The sequence below is a fragment of the Streptococcus sp. FSL W7-1342 genome (assembly GCF_037966635.1).
GTDB lineage: Bacteria > Bacillota > Bacilli > Lactobacillales > Streptococcaceae > Streptococcus > Streptococcus salivarius_D.
Genome location: NZ_CP150200.1, coordinates 993729 through 1007564, shown reverse-complemented (window position 1 = coordinate 1007564; position 13836 = coordinate 993729). Strand labels below are relative to the sequence as shown.

At 38.2% G+C, this 13836-nt stretch carries 14 protein-coding genes; 3 read left to right on the top strand and 11 right to left on the bottom strand.

From position 1 onward, the window contains the following. Window positions 1-48 precede the first annotated feature (48 nt). Entirely contained in the window at window positions 49-1611 is a 1563-nt protein-coding gene (guaA, locus tag NSQ79_RS04405; protein ID WP_002883901.1) for a glutamine-hydrolyzing GMP synthase, read from the top strand. Between the two features lie 289 nt (window positions 1612-1900). Here guaA and NSQ79_RS04400 read toward each other — a convergent pair whose 3' ends face one another. The 10 genes from NSQ79_RS04400 to glmS all read right to left on the bottom strand — a co-directional run bounded on the left by NSQ79_RS04400 (window position 1901) and on the right by glmS (window position 10714). Then, window positions 1901-2485 carry a GNAT family protein gene (locus tag NSQ79_RS04400; RefSeq protein WP_339313931.1) on the bottom strand — a complete coding sequence of 195 codons (585 nt, stop codon included), beginning with the start codon at window positions 2483-2485 and terminating at the stop codon, window positions 1901-1903. Between the two features lie 283 nt (window positions 2486-2768). Continuing rightward, complete coding sequence (adhP, locus tag NSQ79_RS04395; RefSeq protein WP_004182428.1) at window positions 2769-3788, bottom strand: alcohol dehydrogenase AdhP; 1020 nt, start codon at window positions 3786-3788, stop codon at window positions 2769-2771. Window positions 3789-3949: 161 nt separating this feature from the next. Beyond that, window positions 3950-4231, bottom strand: coding sequence for a DUF5960 family protein (locus NSQ79_RS04390; protein WP_164332013.1), 282 nt, complete (start codon window positions 4229-4231; stop codon window positions 3950-3952). Further along, window positions 4209-4586 carry a hypothetical protein gene (locus tag NSQ79_RS04385; protein ID WP_013990497.1) on the bottom strand — a complete coding sequence of 126 codons (378 nt, stop codon included), beginning with the start codon at window positions 4584-4586 and terminating at the stop codon, window positions 4209-4211. Before NSQ79_RS04385 ends, NSQ79_RS04390 begins: the two co-directional genes overlap by 23 nt. Then, window positions 4583-5998: a Y-family DNA polymerase gene (locus tag NSQ79_RS04380; RefSeq protein ID WP_164332014.1), complete on the bottom strand. Its 1416-nt coding sequence runs from the start codon at window positions 5996-5998 to the stop codon at window positions 4583-4585. Before NSQ79_RS04380 ends, NSQ79_RS04385 begins: the two co-directional genes overlap by 4 nt. Window positions 5999-6111: 113 nt before the next feature. Further along, the gene (locus NSQ79_RS04375) at window positions 6112-6963 is read right to left on the bottom strand and encodes an amino acid ABC transporter substrate-binding protein (protein ID WP_021144064.1); all 852 of its coding nucleotides are present in this window, start codon (window positions 6961-6963) and stop codon (window positions 6112-6114) included. 12 nt (window positions 6964-6975) lie between these two features. Beyond that, window positions 6976-7605 (bottom strand): amino acid ABC transporter ATP-binding protein, encoded by a 630-nt coding sequence (locus NSQ79_RS04370; protein WP_164332015.1) that lies wholly within the window; start codon window positions 7603-7605, stop codon window positions 6976-6978. Window positions 7606-7613: 8 nt separating this feature from the next. Next, window positions 7614-8255: an amino acid ABC transporter permease gene (locus tag NSQ79_RS04365; RefSeq protein WP_002891087.1), complete on the bottom strand. Its 642-nt coding sequence runs from the start codon at window positions 8253-8255 to the stop codon at window positions 7614-7616. A 200-nt stretch (window positions 8256-8455) separates the two neighbouring features. After that, on the bottom strand, window positions 8456-8788 hold the full coding sequence (locus tag NSQ79_RS04360) for a zinc ribbon domain-containing protein YjdM (RefSeq protein ID WP_156209689.1): 333 nt from the start codon (window positions 8786-8788) through the stop codon (window positions 8456-8458). Window positions 8789-8905: 117 nt separating this feature from the next. Further along, window positions 8906-10714 (bottom strand): glutamine--fructose-6-phosphate transaminase (isomerizing), encoded by a 1809-nt coding sequence (gene glmS, locus NSQ79_RS04355; RefSeq protein WP_048675607.1) that lies wholly within the window; start codon window positions 10712-10714, stop codon window positions 8906-8908. A 207-nt stretch (window positions 10715-10921) separates the two neighbouring features. On the opposite strand from glmS, the gene NSQ79_RS04350 reads away from it, so the two are divergent. Further along, entirely contained in the window at window positions 10922-11830 is a 909-nt protein-coding gene (locus tag NSQ79_RS04350; RefSeq protein ID WP_004182422.1) for a LysR family transcriptional regulator, read from the top strand. Between the two features lie 92 nt (window positions 11831-11922). Here NSQ79_RS04350 and NSQ79_RS04345 read toward each other — a convergent pair whose 3' ends face one another. Next, the gene (locus NSQ79_RS04345) at window positions 11923-12636 is read right to left on the bottom strand and encodes a glycoside hydrolase family 73 protein (RefSeq protein ID WP_004182421.1); all 714 of its coding nucleotides are present in this window, start codon (window positions 12634-12636) and stop codon (window positions 11923-11925) included. A gap of 172 nt (window positions 12637-12808) precedes the next feature. Between NSQ79_RS04345 and NSQ79_RS04340 the strand changes: the two genes are divergently transcribed. Then, window positions 12809-13816, top strand: coding sequence for a YeiH family protein (locus tag NSQ79_RS04340; RefSeq protein WP_004182420.1), 1008 nt, complete (start codon window positions 12809-12811; stop codon window positions 13814-13816). Window positions 13817-13836: the final 20 nt, after the last annotated feature.

The window sequence follows — 13836 nt, the reverse complement described above, 5'->3', positions numbered from 1 at the left end:
CAATGATTGCATAAGAGTCCATGTGTGACGTAAAAAGAAAGGGTAATAATGACTGACATTTCTACTTTGAATGATGTGCAGAAAATCATTGTTCTAGACTATGGTAGCCAATACAATCAGCTGATTGCACGTCGTATTCGTGAATTTGGCGTTTTCTCTGAATTGAAAAGCCATAAAATTACCGCTGATGAAGTTCGTGCCATCGATCCTATCGGTATCGTACTTTCAGGTGGTCCTAACTCTGTTTATGCCGAAGATGCCTTTGGTATTGACGAAGAAATTTTTGAACTTGGTATTCCAATTCTTGGTATCTGTTACGGAATGCAACTGTTGACCCACAAACTTGGTGGTAAAGTTGTTCCTGCTGGTGAAGCTGGTAACCGTGAGTATGGCCAATCAACACTTCGCCTTCGTGCCCAATCAGAACTCTTTGCAGGGACTCCTGAAGAACAAGTCGTTCTTATGAGCCACGGTGATGCTGTTACAGAAATTCCAGAAGGTTTCCATCTTGTTGGTGACTCAGTAGATTGCCCATTCGCCGCAATGGAAAATACTGAGAAAAACTTCTACGGTATCCAATTCCACCCAGAAGTTCGTCACTCTGTATATGGTAACGATATCTTGAAAAACTTTGCTTTTGGTATCTGTGGTGCCAAAGGTGACTGGTCAATGGCTAACTTCGTAGATATGCAAATTGCACAAATCCGTGAAACAGTTGGTGACCGTAAAGTCCTTCTTGGACTCTCAGGTGGGGTTGATTCATCTGTTGTTGGTGTCCTTTTGCAAAAAGCTATTGGAGATCAATTGACATGTATCTTCGTTGACCACGGTCTTCTCCGTAAAGGTGAAGGTGACCAAGTTATGGAGATGCTTGGAGGTAAATTTGGCCTTAACATTATCCGTGTTGATGCTTCTAAACGCTTCCTAGACCTCTTGGCTGGTGTTGATGATCCTGAGAAAAAACGTAAAATCATCGGTAACGAGTTTGTTTACGTCTTTGATGACGAAGCAAGCAAACTTAAAGGTGTAGACTTCCTAGCTCAAGGAACACTCTACACTGATATTATTGAATCAGGTACTGAGACAGCCCAAACAATCAAATCTCACCACAACGTTGGTGGTCTTCCAGAAGACATGCAGTTTGAATTGATTGAACCACTCAACACCCTCTTTAAAGATGAAGTTCGTGCCCTTGGTACTGAGATGGGAATGCCTGATGAAGTCGTTTGGCGTCAACCTTTCCCAGGGCCAGGACTTGCCATCCGTGTTATGGGTGAAATCACTGAAGAGAAACTTGAAACTGTTCGTGAGTCTGATGCTATACTTCGCGAAGAAATTGCCAAAGCTGGTCTTGATCGTGATGTATGGCAATACTTCACTGTTAACACAGGCGTTCGCTCTGTCGGTGTTATGGGTGATGGCCGTACTTATGACTACACAATCGCTATCCGTGCTATCACTTCAATTGACGGTATGACAGCTGACTTTGCGAAACTTCCATGGGAAGTTCTTCAAAAGATTTCTGTACGTATCGTTAACGAAGTTGACCACGTTAACCGTATCGTCTACGATATTACAAGTAAACCACCTGCAACTGTAGAGTGGGAATAAAATATAAACCTAATTTAAAGTGACTTGATTGATTTAACAGCATTTTGAATTGTTTTAAAACGCTAAAATATAATTAATTATATTTGGTTCCCCACCAAATACCCCACCAGAATTTCTTTCTGGTGGGGATTTTTTATATCTTAATTACAAAAATAAATCAATAAGCAATGTTATGGGGTCAGAAAAATTTTTGCTTTTCTGATGTTCAATACTAACTCTTACATCATACCTAGATAATGGGGTAAAATCAAAACTCTCTGATAGTTATTTATTTGTAAAAAAATTCACTTTAATCATTTGCTATATTTCCTTCATTCACATTTAGCCCATAAATTTCAAAATCATGGTAGGATCCATTATAGAACTCGAATTGGGAAATTTCGCTTTCCTTTTTAAAACCTAAACTGATTGGTATAAACTTACTTTTAACATTCTCAACATCTATATAAATCAAAAGCTTATCAATTTTAAATTTGGATGGAATGATTTTTATTAATTCTTTTAATCCCTGCTTTACAAAACCTTGATTTTCATATTTTTCTGATATCCAATATCCAATTTCAGCTTGATATTTTTGTAAATCAATATTTTGTATATCTATCATCCCTACTGGTTTCTGATTGACGCAAATTGTTAACATAAATAACTCATTGCGCTCCATTTTTTCTCGTGCATACTTTATAAAAGCTTTTTCATTTTTAACACTTTTCATTTCATCCACCCAAGGAAGCCACATAGCAAGACGTTCTCGTTCAGTAGAAACAATCTCATATAACCCTTCACTATGGCTATCGGATATATATAAAAGTTGGCATCGTTTCCCACGTGATTTAAACTCTATGAATAGTTCCGAGTCCAAGCTGGTAGAATCCATTTCATACTCCTTGTTATAAATGATAATATTCTTTAACTCTTTATTTACGAAATCATTATATAACTTTTTTACTACTTTTCAAATGACTAAAATTTTGTCTATCTTTTTGAGGACAGTACATATTACAACAACAAACGAATTAAGGTAAAACTAAAAGGACCTAGTCCTATATAGTAGAGAACTAAATCCTTCACTTAAATTATTTGTCTAACTTTCTAGTATCAGTTCAAGTTTACACCACTCGACTCTTCACATAGTCAAAATAGCATAGATAGATGTTTGCTTACTTAGTGAAATCCAATACTTTACGTCCTTGAATTTCACCTCTTTCCATTTGATCAAAGACTTCTACCGCTGTATCAACAGGAACAGTTTCAACAACCGGTACTACCAAGCCTTGTGCACCAAAGTCGAAGGCTTCTTCTAAGTCTTTACGTGTACCTACAAGAGATCCAACAACACGGATACCATCTAGAACTGTTTTGACAATTGAGAGCTCCATATATTCAGATGGGAGACCAACCGCAACGACTGTTCCACCAGCACGTACACTATCGATAGCCTGGTCGAAAGCAACCTTAGAAACCGCTGTTACAACAGCACTATGTGTACCACCAGTTTTTTCTTGGATATAGCCTGCTACATCTTCAACTTCTTTACCGTTCACCACTAAATCAGCACCAGATTCTTTAGCCAAATCAAGTTTATCTTGGTTGATATCAACAGCCACTACTCGTGCATTGAAAACCTTCTTAGCATATTGAATAGCCAAGTTACCTAGTCCTCCAGCACCATAAATAGCTACCCATTGACCAGGTTCAACTTTAGCTTCTTTAATAGCCTTATATGTTGTAACTCCCACACAAGTAATAGATGAAGCTTGAGCTGGATTAAGTCCTTCTGGAACTTTCACAGCGTAGTCAGCAGTAACCAAAGCATAGTCACTCATACCACCATCAACACTATAACCAGCATTTTTTACAGAACGACAGAGTGTTTCACGACCAGTTGTACAATATTCACAATGACCACATCCTTCGAAGAACCAAGCGATTGATACGCGGTCACCTTTTTTTAGTGTCTCAACACCTTCGCCAACTTCTTCAACAATACCAATTCCTTCGTGTCCTAAGATACGACCTGGAACTTGGCCAAAGTCTCCATGAGCTACATGAAGGTCAGTATGGCAAACGCCACAGTACTCAACTTTAACCAAAGCTTGACCATGACCAACTACTGCTGGTTTTTCATGATTAACAACTTCAACACCTGTACTTGCTTGATTAACAACAACTGCTCTCATCTTAATTACCTCCATATGATAACTTTTAACACCTTCGTTATAGCACTTACAGAGATGATATCAACGCTTACATAAAGCTTTTCTTAGCTTGCGAAAACTTTCTTGAAAACTCTCTATACAAGTGGAATTGTTGCTATTTCTGCTGCTGATATTACTTTGTTTCAATCATTTCCAAGATACCTATACTGTCTCACAAGCGTCCTGGAATCAACTAGGCTGACTTCAAAATGGAAATAATGATTGCATCCATCTCTGGCATTCTCTTTATTTAATAAAAAATAATTCTTTTGACTGATAGCCATTTCCCTCATAATATCATCCGTCAAAAAGGTTAAGGGAATATCCATGGCAGAATAGCGATAAAAGTCTTCTTCAAATTTTAAATAGCTATCAGAAAAATAATCAATTTGAAATTTATCATCATAAATTTTTCTCTTCCTCATCTATGTTTTCAACCCCCAAACTAATTTCTAATATATCCTTTGTTCGAATACATTTATGTCGCTTGCAAGATTTTATGGTAACTTGATTAAAATCCAAGTCGACCACATAGCCACTACATCTACAGCGCCTACCTTGATCCTTTATCTGGAAATTTCCCAATAATTGACCTGAATAAAGCTGGTTTAATAAAGTAAACTTCTCTAAATCATCCAAATGACTCCTAAAATTTTCTTTAGTCTTATCTTCATGTAGGGAACTTGTATGTTCTGATAAGAAAAAGCCCATCCACTTCATCATTCCCCTATCTTGATGTTCCCTAGCTGATTGAAAGGGAAGGTAACTACGGTCTATCATTTTAAGCCATCTAATCCTCCAGCAGAGTGTCCACCAATAAGCTTACTTCGAGCAAGACTTCTAGATGCCTCCTGTAAAGCAGTTGCTTTTTGAATTGTCGTAAAGCCAAATTCCTGTCGAATACTATCTATAGCTGCCTGAAGTCTTTCTTCTTTATCAATGTCATCTGGATTATCAAATAAAGAAATAATTTGAAGCCTTTCATCTACAAAATTTGCATAAGAGACACTGACACTTCGAACAGCCCCTCCTTGATATTTCTTCCTAAAGAGTTCAATGACATGGCTTATTAGTACTCTTGTATTATTAGCAGGTTCAATCTTCATCTGTGCTTGTAGCGAACGCTTGCCCTCTAACTTTGAAAACCCAATACTAATGGAAACTTGACAAGCTTTCTTATGGGCTCGTCTTAACCTAATAGCTACCTGTTCTGCCATCTCTCTTAGAATCAATTCAATATCAGCTTGACGCTCATAGTCTCGTGGCAAGATTTGGGAATTTCCTAAGCCATGTGACTTTGGTTTATAAGGTTTATGAACATTACTCTCATCAATACCGTTAGCATGAAAAAAGAGGTCTAAACCTACAATACCTAACTCCTTTTTAAGAATATCAGGATTGCTATTAGCAAGTTCTCTAATGGAGCAAATTCCCAACTTGTTTAGCCGCTTCTCCATCCGCTTACCAATCCCCCAGAAATCAGTCATATGGGGAATATTCCAAACCTTAGTCTCGACATCTTCATAGGACCAGTTGGCTCTCATAGTAGCCGTATGTTTAGCCTCATTATCAAGAGCTAACTTAGCCAATAAGGGATTGCTGTTAGACATTCCAACTGTCGAGTAAATACCTGTCTCCCTCCAAATATCTCTTTGAATACGCCCTGAAATCATATCTAACTTATCTTTTCTTGTAACAGTCTTATCGGGAATAAAGTAATTCAGTGACGACGTGAGATCAATGAAACCCTCATCAATGGAATAAGGAAGAATGTCTTCAACACTGGCATAATTCTGGAAAATGTGTTGAATTTGGATATTCTTCTTTATATAGAGGTCCATTCTAGGAGGAACGATAAAGGTAACCTTGGCCCAAGATTCGATGTAATCTACAAAATCTTTATCCGTTGGAAGTCCCTGCTTTTTGGCATTATAATAATGAAACTTACGAGAATGAATGTCAAAAGGTAAATCATAAGAACGACTAACATTTGACTTACCAAAAACCTGCTTAAATATGGGCGAGGAGGCTAGTATCAAACCATTAGCATTTTCAGCCCTACTCATCACACATAGAGAAGTCTTAAGAGGGTGCAGCCCACGTTCAACACACTCTACACTCGCATAGAAAGATTTCATATCTACAAAAGCAATATCACTTTGCGGTTCTCTTGAATAATCAAAATATCCCATGCTTGCCCTTTCGTTAGTTTATAAACTAACATTAGTATAAAATATAACTTGTTTTATTTCAAGTATTTTCCACAAAAAAATAACAACATCCCTTCTAGAATGTTGTTATCCTTCTATTTTTTCCCTTTAACTTGGTCGGTGGCAACATCTTCACCAAACCATTTGTCAGAAATCTTTTGGAATTCTCCATTTTTATAAAGGGTTCTAAATCCTTGATTGATTTTTTTGATCAGTGTCTTATCTGCCTTACGAGCACCTACAGCAAAGCTTTCACCCTCGTAACCAGCAGGCATAACGTTATACTGATCCAGAACTCCTGATTTTTCTAAGTAGTAATTAGCATACACACGGTCAATCAATAGGCCGTCAATACGTCCACTATCAAGGTCAATCAAGGCCTGAGTAAAGGTCGAATATTGGACTGCTTTTTGGTTGGCCACGATATCCTTCAAAATCTTCGGAGAAGCATTGAAAGCATCATAACCAGAAGAACCCGCTTGAGCACCTAAGGTCTTACCTGCCATTCCTGCAACAGAATCAATTCCCGAAGACTTTTTGGTTACCAGTACTTGTTCATTGACCATATAAGGCACTGTAAAGTCTGCAGACTGCTTACGCTCATCCGTGACTGAGTAACCATTCCAAATAAGGTCAATTGTCCCATTCTTCAGTTCTGTTTCTTTCATATCCCAGTCAATAGCCTGCCATTCGACATCGATACCATACAATTTAAAAACTGCAGTGGCAAGATCAATATCAAAACCAACATAGCTACCGTCCTTTTCCTCATATCCCATAGGAACAAAGGTCGCATCAAAACCAATTTTGATTTTCTTTTCTTTGGTATAGGTCTGCCACTGATCTTTCTGAGTTGCAAAATGTGAGCGCGAGCTACAAGCCGATAGCGCAAACAAAGGCAAAATGACAAGACAGCCTAGCAAAATCGTTTTTACTATTTTTTTCATGGAAAATCCTCACTATTTTGGATTGATAGTGACAATCTCATCGGCGATGTGCTGTGCAAACTGCATATCGTGAGTGATAACGATTTGCGTAATTCCAGTCTCACGATTCTGCAAAATCAATTTCTCTACTTCTTGACGCAACTCAGGGTCAAGAGCTGATGTTGGTTCATCATAACCGACAATTTTCGGATCAATCATCATAGCACGCGCAAATGCAACACGTTGTTTTTGTCCCCCAGAAAGAGAGTAAGGATAAGCATTTTCGTGAGCTCCAAGACCTAAACGGTCAAGTAGGGCTTGAGCTTTTTTCTGAGCATCTTCCTTAGACATTCCCATCGTCTTAATTGGTGAAAGCATTAGATTGTCTAAGACTGTCAAGTGCGGAAACAGTTGGAAATCTTGGAAGACAAAACCTAGCAAGTTACGACTTTCCATTTGATCCAAAGGAATCTCTTCATTTTCATAAATAATTTGTCCTGAATCAATGGTTTCAAGTCCTGCTAGCATACGCAAGAGAGTCGTTTTACCACCACCAGATGGTCCGACAATAGCTAAGATTTTCCCTTCTTCGACAGTTAGGTTATAGTTATCAAAGATTTTGTGTTGACCAAATTGCTTGGAAATATTTTTTAATTCTAACATAAGGTCTCCTATTTATAATAGTTGAATTTCTTTTCGATGTGTTTCGAAGCCACAGTCACCACACCCACAAGGATAAGATAGATAGCTCCAGCCACAAACATCGGTGCTAGGGTAGCATCACGGTTCGCAGCGGTACGACTTTCCAAAAGAAGGTCTCCAACCCCAAGCACATAAACCAATGATGAATCCTTAACCAAGTTAATAATCTCGTTAAAAATACTTGGCAAGACAATCTTGACCACCTGAGGAAGGATAATGTAGCGGATAGTTTGGAAAGGACTAAGTTTAAGCATTTTCGCTGCTTCATATTGTCCTTTCGGAATAGCCAAGATTCCTCCACGGAAAATCTCTGCGAAATAAGCTGCATAATTAAGCGTAAAAGCAAGAATAGCAGCTGGCAGACGGTCAAAGACAATCCCAACACTCGGAAGAACGTAATAAACAAAGATCAATTGTAAAAGGAGGGGGGTTCCACGCATAATCCAAACGTAAAGGGTTAGTAACCAATTTAAAGGTTTGAATTTAATCTGCATTAAGAAAGCAAGTACAATCCCTAATGGAATCGACAGTACGATAACAATGAAGAATACTTGAAGTGTGACTACCGCACCGTTCAAAAGGGCTGGTAATACTTCCAAAACGTATGACATATAAACTCCTATAATTATTTAGTATTGTTGAATATTATACCAAATTATTTAAAAAAATGATATAAGATTTTGAAAATAGTAAAAAGGAGTGCGACTAGACCCATTTTTCAAAATGAGTTCATAGTCACACTCCTGAGAGACTTAAATAGTCTGTCCTGAGAAACAAACAATACTTAAGTCTAGCATCTCTAAAGCTTATTTTAGATTTTCTTAACAAATTCAGATTTAAGTTTCATAGCACCAAAACCATCAATCTTACAATCAATGTTGTGGTCACCTTCAACCAAACGAATATTTTTAACACGTGTGCCTTGTTTAATATCTTTTGGTGCACCTTTAACTTTCAAATCTTTGATAACTGTAACAGTGTCACCGTCAGCAAGACGTGTGCCATTGCTATCAAGAACCACAAGCCCTTCTTCTTCTGCAACTTCGTTTGGATCCCACTCATAGGCACATTCAGGACATACAAGTAAGATTCCATCTTCATAAACATACTCTGAGTCACATTTTGGACAATTTGGTAATGACATAATTCTCTCCTAAGATTGTGATATAGATACTATTCTACTTTAGATTTCCTAATTAAGCAAGGGTGAAAACGATAAAAACAAACAACATCCCTTACACTGTAAGAGATGTTGGTATTTTTATTCAACAGTAACTGATTTAGCTAAGTTACGTGGTTTATCAACGTCGAGTCCACGATGGAGTGTTGCAAAATAAGCAATCAATTGTGTCGGTACAACCATTGAAATTGGTGACAAGTAAGGGTGAACGTTATTAAGAACGATGTCATCGCCTTCTTTAGCAACATTTTCCTCAGCAATAGTCAACACTTTAGCACCACGTGCTGCAACCTCTTGGATATTACCACGAGTGTGGCTAGCAAGAACAGCGTCAGACAAGAGGGCAATAACAGGTGTACCATCTTCGATCAAAGCAATTGTTCCGTGTTTCAACTCACCTGCTGCAAAACCTTCACATTGAATATATGAGATTTCTTTCAATTTAAGACTAGCTTCCATAGCAACGTAGTAATCTTGACCACGACCAATATAGAAAGCATTACGTGTTTCTGCAAGAAGAGCTGCTACTTTCTCATCAATAACTTCTTTTTCAGAGAGTGTTGATTCGATAGATTGTGCTACAAGTGACAATTCATGTACCAAGTCAAATGCTTTAGCTTTTTCATTACCATTCGCTTCACCGACTGCTTTAGCCAAGAAGGCAAGAGCTGCAATTTGAGCAGTGTAAGCTTTAGTAGAAGCTACGGCAATTTCTGGGCCAGCATGAAGAAGCATTGTATGGTCAGCTTCACGAGAAAGAGTAGATCCCGGAACGTTTGTCACTGTCAAACTTGGAATACCCAACTCGTTAGCTTTAACAAGAACCTGACGGCTATCTGCTGTTTCACCTGATTGGCTAATAAAAACAAAGAGAGGTTTCTTGCTAAGGAGTGGCATACCATAACCCCACTCAGAAGAAATACCAAGCTCAACTGGTGTATCTGTCAACTCTTCGAGCATCTTCTTAGAAGCAAAACCAGCATGATATGATGTTCCTGCCGCAAGAATATAGATACGATCAGCCTCTTGAACAGCCTTGATAATATCAGCATCTACAGTCACTTGCCCCTTATCATCTGTGTAGGCTTGGATAAGCTTACGCATCACTGTTGGTTGCTCATCGATTTCTTTGAGCATGTAGTAAGGGTATGTGCCTTTACCAATATCAGATAGGTCAAGTTCAGCTGTATAGCTATCACGTTCTTTTACATTGCCATCATAATCTTGAACTTCAACACTATCAGCTTTCACGATAACTAACTCTTGATCGTGAATTTCCATGTATTGATTAGTTTCGCGAATCATAGCCATGGCATCTGAGCAGACCATGTTATAGCCATCACCAAGACCAATCAAAAGTGGTGATTTGTTTTTTGCCACGTAAATTGTTGAGGCATCTTCAGAATCCATGAGGGCAAAGGCATATGATCCACGGATAATGTGAAGAGCTTTCTTGAATGCTTCAAGAGTTGACAAACCATCTTCTTCAACAAATTTTCCAATCAAGTGAACTGCAATTTCAGTATCGGTTTGACCTTTGAAATGATGACCAGAAAGGTATTCTTCCTTAATTTCAAGATAGTTTTCAATAACACCATTGTGAACCAAAACGAAGCGTTCTGTTTCTGAGCGGTGTGGGTGAGCATTGTCCTCTGTTGGTTTACCGTGAGTTGCCCAACGAGTATGTCCAATACCGGCTGTGCCTTCTACTCCTTCAGTTTTAGCAGCAAGTTCCGCAATACGGCCAACAGCCTTAACCAATTGACTAGATGCATCGCCAGCTACAAAGATACCAGCTGAATCATAACCACGGTATTCTAGCTTTTCAAGTCCTTGAATCAAGATATCAGTTGCATTTGTGTTACCTACAACACCAACAATTCCACACATATTTTTAATAATAACCTCTGATCAAAGAGGTCATGTCTCCTTCATTTAAAATTGGTATAGTCAATAAGCTCTTTAAAAAGCTTAACGAGGACAGTATATTCGATATATTTGGCATTGTCAAGCATAAAAATTGGTATAGTCCTAAAAAGACCTTTTAGTCGCTCCTTATCCTAAGGAATAATCCTTAAAATATGCTATAATAAGGCTATGCGAATTCAACAATTACATTATATTATCAAAATCGTCGAAACCGGCTCAATGAATGAAGCTGCAAAACAACTTTTCATTACGCAACCAAGTCTTTCAAATGCTGTTCGTGACTTGGAAAGAGAAATGGGAATCGATATCTTTATCCGTAACCCTAAGGGAATCACCTTAACTAAGGATGGAGTTGAATTTCTCTCTTATGCCCGTCAGGTAGTGGAACAAACAAATCTCTTGGAAGAACGCTACAAGAGTCACACAGAAACACGTGAATTGTTTAGTGTTTCCTCTCAACACTACGCTTTTGTTGTCAATGCTTTCGTCTCACTTCTTAAGAGAGCGGATATGACACGTTACGAGCTCTTCTTACGTGAAACACGTACTTACGAAATTATTGAAGACGTTAAGAACTTCCGTTCAGAAATTGGTGTTCTCTTCCTTAACAGCTATAACCGAGATGTCTTGACTAAGATGTTTGACGACAACCGTCTCACATATACCAGTCTCTTCAAAGCTAGACCCCATATCTTTGTCAGCAAGTCAAACCCATTGGCTAAGCATGAAGTTGTCTCTTTGGAGGATTTAGAAGAATTTCCATACCTTAGCTATGATCAGGGGATTCATAATTCCTTCTACTATTCTGAAGAGATTCTCTCTCAGATTCCCCATAAAAAGTCTATCGTGGTTTCAGACCGAGCGACACTCTTCAACCTATTAATCGGTTTGGATGGTTACACCATTGCTACAGGTATTTTAAATAGTAATTTGAATGGTGATAACATTGTCTCTATCCCACTTGGTATTGATGATGAAATTGATATTGTTTACTTGAAGCATGAAAAGGCAACCCTCTCTAAAATGGGGGAAAAATTCCTTGACAACCTCGTTAAAGAAGTCACTTTTGACAACTAATAGGTTAGTCCCCAGCACATAATGTTGGGGACTTTTTATCGCCAAAACTATCCAATTCAAAGCACAAAAAAAGAGCCTTTCGACTCTCATTGTTATTTATAATTTTTATAGCTTGCCCAGGCCTCATCTATAGATAAGGTCTCAGCATCTGTGTATGAGCCTCTATAGCTGTTCCAAACAAGGCCACTTGTTGAACCAGTTGCTTGGGTAACTGGAGCTTGATCATAGGCAGTCAAACCATAGTATGCAATAATGCTATTTAATTTAGAAGCGTAAAGACTGTCAGTTGCATAAGTCCCTGTCAGTGCCTGAGTGGCATCTGCATAACTACCTGTATTTGATTTCCAAGTGCCAGCATAAGTTGATGACGTCATCAAAGCAGCATAATCGGCTAAAGAATCGCTTAGACTTCCATAAGAACGGAAAGGTTCATCAATCTCATAAGTCTTCCCTGTACCATCGTCTTCCCATGTACGCATGGTCACAGAATTCCCATTATAAGTGCCTTTAATCCCGAAGAAGTTGTAATAAGGAGCTTGACTCAGACCTGACTGACCTGAATTTGATTCCAGAATGGCTTGAGCAATTAGAACAGAAGCATAGATATTGTAATCTTGACCAATCTGTCTAGCAGTCTCTCCGATATTATCAATAAAAGCCGTCGTAGTTTGATTGTAAGCAGCTTCAGCTTTAGCATTAACACTGTTATCATTTTTTCTATCTGTTGTAAAAGCTAGAACCAAAAAAAGTGAACACATAAAAGCTCCCACGGTAAAAATCATATACTTCTTTAAATGACGATACATACAACCCTTCCTTCATAAGATTTTTGATTATAATATTTTAATACTATTCTATCAGAAAAACTGACAAGTCGCAACTTTCAGAACTATTTTCCTTGATAAATAAAGCAAACATCACCTTTACATCATATTTATAATAAGCTATAATATAGTCAAATTTTAAGGAGATAGATGAATGAAAATAAAAGAATTCTTACCCGGATTAAGTATTGCAATACTTATATCTCTCCTAGCATGGTTCCTTGGAAACTTATTCCCTATTATTGGTGGGCCTGTCCTTGGTTTATTTATAGGACTTCTGCTAGGAATTATTTTAAGAGATTCTCAGAAACTTAAAGCAGGAATGCAATTCACTTCTAAAAAAGTATTACAATACGCTGTTATTCTTCTTGGATTTGGACTAAATCTTTCCCAAGTCTTTAAGGTTGGCGTAACATCACTTCCCATTATTCTAGTGACTATTACTACGGCACTGCTTACTGCTTATATCGTCCATCGCGTGTTCAAGCTAGATAGTGAAATTGCTACTTTAGTAGGTGTTGGCTCTTCTATTTGTGGGGGATCTGCTATCGCTGCAACTGCTCCTGTAATCAAGGCTAAAGATGAATCTATTGCAACAGCAATCTCTGTAATTTTCTTTTTCAACATCTTAGCAGCTCTACTCTTCCCTCACTTGGGATCCTGGTTGGGACTTAGTAATCAAGGCTTTGCCATATTTGCCGGAACAGCTGTCAACGATACTTCTTCTGTGACAGCTACAGCTAGTTCCTGGGATAGCTTACATGGAACATCCATTCTAGAGCAGGCGACAATTGTTAAGTTGACTCGAACACTTGCTATCATCCCTATAACTCTTGGGCTTTCTGTATGGCAGTCTCGAAAGGACAATACAAAGGAAGCCTTCTCGCTGACCAAAGCAGTGCCTAACTTTATCCTTTGGTTCCTTTTGGCTTCACTGATTACAACTGTTATAATGTCACTCGGTGTAACACCTGCCGTCTTTTCACCTTTAAAAGACCTTTCGAAATTTATGATTATTATGGCCATGACAGCTATTGGTTTCCAAACAAATCTCAAAAAACTAATCACTAAAGGAGGCCCAGCACTTCTAGTGGGAGGAGTCTGTTGGTTATTAATCAGTCTTGCTTCTCTTCTCATGCAAAAGGTATTAGGACTTTGGTAAAAGGCATCTTAAAAACTCAC

Excerpts from the sequence above, each read along its gene's own strand:
- guaA (WP_002883901.1), top strand. The coding sequence starts at position 49 with ATGACTGACATTTCTACTTTGAATGATGTGCAGAAAATCATTGTTCTA.
- NSQ79_RS04400 (WP_339313931.1), bottom strand. The coding sequence starts at position 2,485 with ATGGATTCTACCAGCTTGGACTCGGAACTATTCATAGAGTTTAAATCA.
- adhP (WP_004182428.1), bottom strand. The coding sequence starts at position 3,788 with ATGAGAGCAGTTGTTGTTAATCAAGCAAGTACAGGTGTTGAAGTTGTT.
- NSQ79_RS04390 (WP_164332013.1), bottom strand. The coding sequence starts at position 4,231 with ATGAGGAAGAGAAAAATTTATGATGATAAATTTCAAATTGATTATTTT.
- NSQ79_RS04385 (WP_013990497.1), bottom strand. The coding sequence starts at position 4,586 with ATGATAGACCGTAGTTACCTTCCCTTTCAATCAGCTAGGGAACATCAA.
- NSQ79_RS04380 (WP_164332014.1), bottom strand. The coding sequence starts at position 5,998 with ATGGGATATTTTGATTATTCAAGAGAACCGCAAAGTGATATTGCTTTT.
- NSQ79_RS04375 (WP_021144064.1), bottom strand. The coding sequence starts at position 6,963 with ATGAAAAAAATAGTAAAAACGATTTTGCTAGGCTGTCTTGTCATTTTG.
- NSQ79_RS04370 (WP_164332015.1), bottom strand. The coding sequence starts at position 7,605 with ATGTTAGAATTAAAAAATATTTCCAAGCAATTTGGTCAACACAAAATC.
- NSQ79_RS04365 (WP_002891087.1), bottom strand. The coding sequence starts at position 8,255 with ATGTCATACGTTTTGGAAGTATTACCAGCCCTTTTGAACGGTGCGGTA.
- NSQ79_RS04360 (WP_156209689.1), bottom strand. The coding sequence starts at position 8,788 with ATGTCATTACCAAATTGTCCAAAATGTGACTCAGAGTATGTTTATGAA.
- glmS (WP_048675607.1), bottom strand. The coding sequence starts at position 10,714 with ATGTGTGGAATTGTTGGTGTTGTAGGTAACACAAATGCAACTGATATC.
- NSQ79_RS04350 (WP_004182422.1), top strand. The coding sequence starts at position 10,922 with ATGCGAATTCAACAATTACATTATATTATCAAAATCGTCGAAACCGGC.
- NSQ79_RS04345 (WP_004182421.1), bottom strand. The coding sequence starts at position 12,636 with ATGTATCGTCATTTAAAGAAGTATATGATTTTTACCGTGGGAGCTTTT.
- NSQ79_RS04340 (WP_004182420.1), top strand. The coding sequence starts at position 12,809 with ATGAAAATAAAAGAATTCTTACCCGGATTAAGTATTGCAATACTTATA.